Annotated in this window: 3 protein-coding genes and 1 pseudogene; 1 reads left to right on the forward strand and 3 read right to left on the reverse strand. The window is 53.5% G+C overall.

Annotated elements, in window-relative coordinates; translation table 11 throughout:
- Positions 1-105 precede the first annotated feature (105 nt).
- The gene (locus KQI10_RS11515) at positions 106-2,367 is read right to left on the reverse strand and encodes a glycogen/starch/alpha-glucan phosphorylase (RefSeq protein ID WP_216567546.1); all 2,262 of its coding nucleotides are present in this window, start codon (positions 2,365-2,367) and stop codon (positions 106-108) included.
- A gap of 113 nt (positions 2,368-2,480) precedes the next feature.
- Here KQI10_RS11515 and KQI10_RS11520 point away from each other — a divergent pair, with 113 nt between their 5' ends.
- Entirely contained in the window at positions 2,481-3,338 is an 858-nt protein-coding gene (locus tag KQI10_RS11520; RefSeq protein ID WP_216567548.1) for an AraC family transcriptional regulator, read from the forward strand.
- A gap of 370 nt (positions 3,339-3,708) precedes the next feature.
- Here the strand turns inward: KQI10_RS11520 and KQI10_RS11525 are convergent.
- Both KQI10_RS11525 and KQI10_RS11530 read right to left on the reverse strand, forming a co-directional pair.
- Positions 3,709-3,903: pseudogene (locus KQI10_RS11525) on the reverse strand (glutaredoxin domain-containing protein); the annotation flags it as partial.
- Positions 3,904-3,993: 90 nt separating this feature from the next.
- Entirely contained in the window at positions 3,994-4,551 is a 558-nt protein-coding gene (locus tag KQI10_RS11530) for a hypothetical protein (RefSeq protein WP_216567549.1), read from the reverse strand.
- Positions 4,552-4,699 lie beyond the last annotated feature (148 nt).

Below are 4,699 nucleotides of genomic sequence, written 5' to 3' on the forward strand. Positions count from 1 at the left end.
AACCTCAACTGGCTGCAGCCGTTTCTTAATACTTTTTGTAGCCAGCGCCGGGTGGCACTGGCTACTGTGCTGATAGGGAGAGTTTTCTAACAGCCCCTGAAATCATTATTTTCCCAGGTGCCAGATGTCCCGGTCGTATTCCGCTATGGTGCGGTCGGAGGAGAACAGGCCAGCCTTGGCGATGTTTACCAGGCACCGTCTGCTCCAATCCAGAGGGTTGGCGGCATAGTCTGCCAGCGCCTGCCCCTTGCGTACCACATAGGCGCTGAAATCCGGCAGAGTCTGGAACCAGTCCTTGTTCTTCAGCTCCGTCTGCAGGCGGCTCAGCAGCTCAGAAGAGCCGGCGGCGGTCATTTCGGGGCCGGTGAGGAAGTCGATGGCCCGGCGCAGGTTGGGGTCGCCCTCGTACCATTCGGAGGCCTTGTAGTCCCCGGCGGCGTAGCGGCGGATCACCTGATTGGAGGTCTGACCGAAGATATAGATATTTTCGTTTCCGACCTGCTGGCTGATCTCCACATTGGCGCCGTCCATAGTACCTAAGGTAAGCGCGCCATTGAGCATGAATTTCATGTTGCCGGTGCCGGAGGCCTCCTTGGAAGCAAGGCTGATCTGCTCGGACAGGTCACAGGCGGGAATCATCTTCTCGGCAGCGGTGACGTTGTAGTTTTCTACAAACACGATCTGGAGCCACGGGGATACCACAGGATCTGCGGCAATGACCTTGGACAGGGTCAGCAGTGCGTGGATGATGTCCTTGGCGATGATGTAGGCAGGGGCTGCCTTGGCACCGAAGATGGATACCAGGGGCACCGGGGGCAGGTGTCCGGCCTTGATCTCGAAGTATTGGTGGATGAGGTACAGCAGGTTCAGCTGCTGCCGCTTGTACTCATGGAGCCGCTTGGACTGGATGTCGAACATGGCGTCCGGGTTCATGGTGATGCCCTGCTCCTGCTTCAGCCACCGGCACAGCTCCCGCTTGTTCTCCTTTTTGATGGCGGCCAGCTGTTCCAGAACGGAGGTATCATTCTCATAGGCCAAAAGCTTTGTAAGCTGGGTGGCGTCCTTGTGGAAGCCGGTGCCGATGAGGTTCTCGATCTGGCCGGTCAGCAGGGGATTGCACTTCATAAGCCACCGCCGGAAGGTGATGCCGTTGGTCTTGTTGTTGAACTTCTCAGGATACAGCTTGTAGAACCCCTTCAGCTCGGAATCCTTCAGAATCTGGGTGTGCAGGGCGGCGACACCGTTGGTGGAGTGGGTGAAGTGAATGTCCATGTGGGCCATGTGCACCTTGCCGTCCTTGTCGATGATGGCAAGACTCTTGTCCTTGGTACGCTTTGCAACCACTGCGTCCAGCTTTTCGATAATGGGCATCAGCTGGGGTACAACGACTTCCAGATAGGTCCGGGGCCACTTTTCCAGCGCCTCCGCCAGAATGGTGTGATTGGTATAGGCGCAGGTTTTGGTGACGATTTCCACGGCTTCCTCAAAGGCGATGCCTTTTTCGCCCAGCAGGCGGATCAATTCGGGAATCACCATGCTGGGGTGGGTGTCGTTGATCTGGATGGCAGCGTAGTCCGCCAGGTTGTGATAGTCGCAGCCCCGGGCGGCGCACTCCGCCAGAATCAGCTGGGCACCGGCGGAGACCATCAGGTACTGCTGATAAATCCGCAGCTGACGGCCTGCCTCATCGGAGTCATCAGGGTACAGGAACAGGGTCAGGTTTTTGTCGATGGCAGTCTTGTCGAAGGAAATGCCCTCCCGGACGATGCTTTCATCCACGGTGTCGATATCAAACAGGTTCAGGGTGTTGGTGCGGCCCTCATAGCCCGTCACCGCCAGCTTGTAAAGCCTTGCGGTGAATTTCTTCCCGCCCAGCTTGACAGGGTAGGTGATGTCTGTCTTTTCCGCCCAGCTGTTTTCTGTCAGCCAGGGGTCGGGCAGCTCCTTTTGCACGCCGCTGGACAGAGACTGGTGGAACAGGCCGAAATGATACCGCAGGCCAATACCGTCACCCGGCAGATTCAGGGTAGCCAGGGAATCCAGGAAGCAGGCCGCCAAACGGCCCAGGCCGCCGTTGCCAAGAGAAGGCTCCGGTTCCACCTCTTCAATGTCGGAAAGCTTCTTTCCGGCGGACTGCAAGGCAGAGCGTACTTCGTCATACAGCCCCAGATTGATCAGGTTATTCGACAGCAGCTTACCGATGAGAAATTCCGCACTGATATAATATAGCTTCCGGCCCTGTACCGGGCGGATCTGCTGGGCGGCCTTCTCGTTTACCAGCTTCAGAAGGGAAAGGTACAGCTCGCCGTTGGTGCATTCACCAAGGGGTTTTCCTGTCAATGCGGTGAGCGTGTCTGTCATAGTCATGAAAGGGTTCCTCCTTTTTTATCTGTATACCCATACTATACCACGAATATTCTATAATATCTTGTACTTAACAATCAATTTATGATACAATACTAGCATAGGAGCGTGATTCTATGTCAGATACAGCGTCATTGCAGGAGAATAAGCGCCACGGCGAAAAGTGGTTCCCCTTTGACATTTATCCCTGCACCATCCCAAAGGATTTCCCGCAGGTGGCTTTGCATTGGCAAAACAGCGTGGAACTGGTTTTTGTCAAGAAGGGAATGGGTACCGTTCAGGTAGGATTGGAGTCGATGACGGCCATGGCGGGGGATATCTTTGTGTTTGCCCCCGGTGTTCTTCATGGACTGGGGCAGATTCCCGGAGAGACTATGGAATATGAAAACATTATTTATGAGGTGGATCTGCTGGGCGGCTCCGGCGATTTGTGCTATCGGAGGTATTTGCTGCCTCTGCAAAGCGGACGGCTTTCTCTGCCGCACCGGCTGACCCAGGGCCACCCCTGCTATTGTACGGTTTTGGAATGCCTGCGCCGGCTGGAAACGGTGAACCGGGACCGGGTACTGGGGTATGAGCTGCAAATCAAGGGATTGCTGCTGTGCCTGCTGTCGGCGCTGGTTGCTCAAAGCGATGGCCTGCCCCCCGGGGAAAATGGGGATACCCGACGTCTCAAAACGGTGCTCCAATATGTGACCGCCCATTTTGCAGACAATTTGCCTGTGGCGGAAGCAGCCGCTGTCTGCCAGTGCAGTCCCAGTCATTTTATGCGCTGGTTTAAGCAGATGACCGGGCAGCGCTTCACGGAGTACCTGAACATTTATCGTTTGAATGCTGCGGCAGAAGCACTGCGAACTACCGATGATACCGTGCTGACTGTGGCGGAACGGTGCGGATTTAAGAACCTGTCCTATTTCAACCGGGCGTTCAAGGCCAGCTTTGGGCTGACACCAAGAGAGTATCGGCTCAGGTAGAGATGATACACCACAATATGTTCATTCCTGGAGATTCCAGAGTACTCAAGCAAATTAGATGGGGTCGGTTGGAGCATCTGGCAACAACAGAGGATGAAACAAAGATATCATAAGGCAGAATTATCATAATCGCATTACAAGTCCATACAGAAAAGTCCTTTTGCTTCCCGTTTGAAGTCAAGAAGGGCTTTTCTTGAAAATACCGGGGCGCACACAGTTTTCATTAATAGCTATTTTCAATTATCTACTGTTTTATTTTCAAACTGACTGTTATCCGATCATTATTGATAACTCTGCATCCCCCGCATTGATCTCTCAAATAAAGTATCTATGAATGACTTATTGTGCAATGTGCGGCTCTAAAGTGCTTTTCCTTATAAAGAAGCCCGCTGGTATTGAAGAACTTTTTCAGCGGAAGCCCGCTTTTTTGATGCCACTGCCGGAGTTCGGCCACGGTTGGGTTTTGCTCCTTGATGTGGCGGGGTGCGTATGGAATCCCTTTGGCGTCAAGCCATTTCTGGGCCTTTTGGCAGGTGGTGCATTTGGGGTAGCAAAGAAAAATCATGGTGGGATGCCTCCTGTGGTTCGATATTTGGTGCGTTTCGTATGCGCCATTGCTGTATGGAAAACAATGGGTTTTGCAGCGATTCCGCGTTCATCTGCATTTCTGCCGCAGCAAAACCGTTTCGCAGACCCGGTTGGCAATCAGTTCCCGGTCACGGGCGGGGTAGTATTCCAACAGCGGCTCCACCATTTGCGCAAGCTGTTCCCGGGTAAAAGAGGGGATTTCCAGCTGCTTTCCGTACAGATTTTCCATGGTGTGGATCTGCCGGTTAAAGGTGGTTTGAAAGGGCCGTGCTTTGGCCTGAGGAATCAAAGATTTGGGGACGATTTCAAAGGAACTGTACATCACATTGGAAAGCAGTCCTGCACCCTGGTCGAAGATGGGACAATAGTCAAAACAGCTGTCTCTGGCAATGACCGCAATGCTGTTGAGATGTCGGTCGTCGTTGAGGACAAGACCGTCAATTTCAAACAGCAGTGTGAGATATTGCGTGAACAGGGAAAGGCCGGTGATGTTTGCGGTTTCCTCAGCCAGGTAGGCCATTCTCTTTTTGTCGCTGGTCATGCGGCTTAACGTCTCAGAGAGCGCCTTTCCCGTATACTGCCGAAACAGATGCGCAAGGGTGATAATGGACTCGTCCGCCTTCAAAAAATTCGGACTGCTGCACCCGGTCCGCTCCCGGCCATGAACCAAAAGACGCTCCATACGGTAGCGTACAATTGTATGGATCGGTTCATTCGGAGCAGCGCGCCATGAATGCTGTTCAGGTTGTCGAGAACTTCCTTGTGGAAGGAAG

Origin of the sequence: Pseudoflavonifractor sp. MSJ-30, assembly GCF_018918045.1 — a bacterium.
Lineage (GTDB): Bacteria > Bacillota > Clostridia > Oscillospirales > Oscillospiraceae > Faecousia.

What these genes read in the sequence shown, in the direction of transcription:
- KQI10_RS11520 (WP_216567548.1), top strand. Translation starts at nt 2,481, where the DNA reads ATGTCAGATACAGCGTCATTGCAGGAGAATAAGCGCCACGGCGAAAAG.
- KQI10_RS11515 (WP_216567546.1), bottom strand. Translation starts at nt 2,367, where the DNA reads ATGACTATGACAGACACGCTCACCGCATTGACAGGAAAACCCCTTGGT.